Annotated in this window: 1 pseudogene; it reads left to right on the plus strand. The window is 51.5% G+C overall.

Features of this window, described 5'->3' with window-relative positions:
• Positions 1-68 precede the first annotated feature (68 nt).
• Positions 69-266, plus strand: a pseudogene (locus Q4563_RS20295) (TRZ/ATZ family hydrolase); the annotation flags it as partial.

Consider the following 266-nt stretch of genomic DNA (forward strand, 5'->3'; position numbering starts at 1 on the left):
GGATATAATCGTCTTCGTGCCCGCCACCGTTGACGGCGATCTACTCTCTTTTTACATGAGGATTATTCATGACTGCATACCTCCGTCTCAACGCTCGCTGGCTGGTGCCAATGGATGGTAATCAACCGATCATCGAACACGCTTCGGTTTTTGTAACAAACGGCCGTATTGAAGCCATTGAGTCGTCAGAATCTGAGCGTGACGCCCGGCAAACCATCGAATTGCCCCACCATGCACTGCTGCCCGGCTATATCAATGCCCATGGT

It is taken from the genome of Gilvimarinus sp. 1_MG-2023 (genome assembly GCF_030548285.1).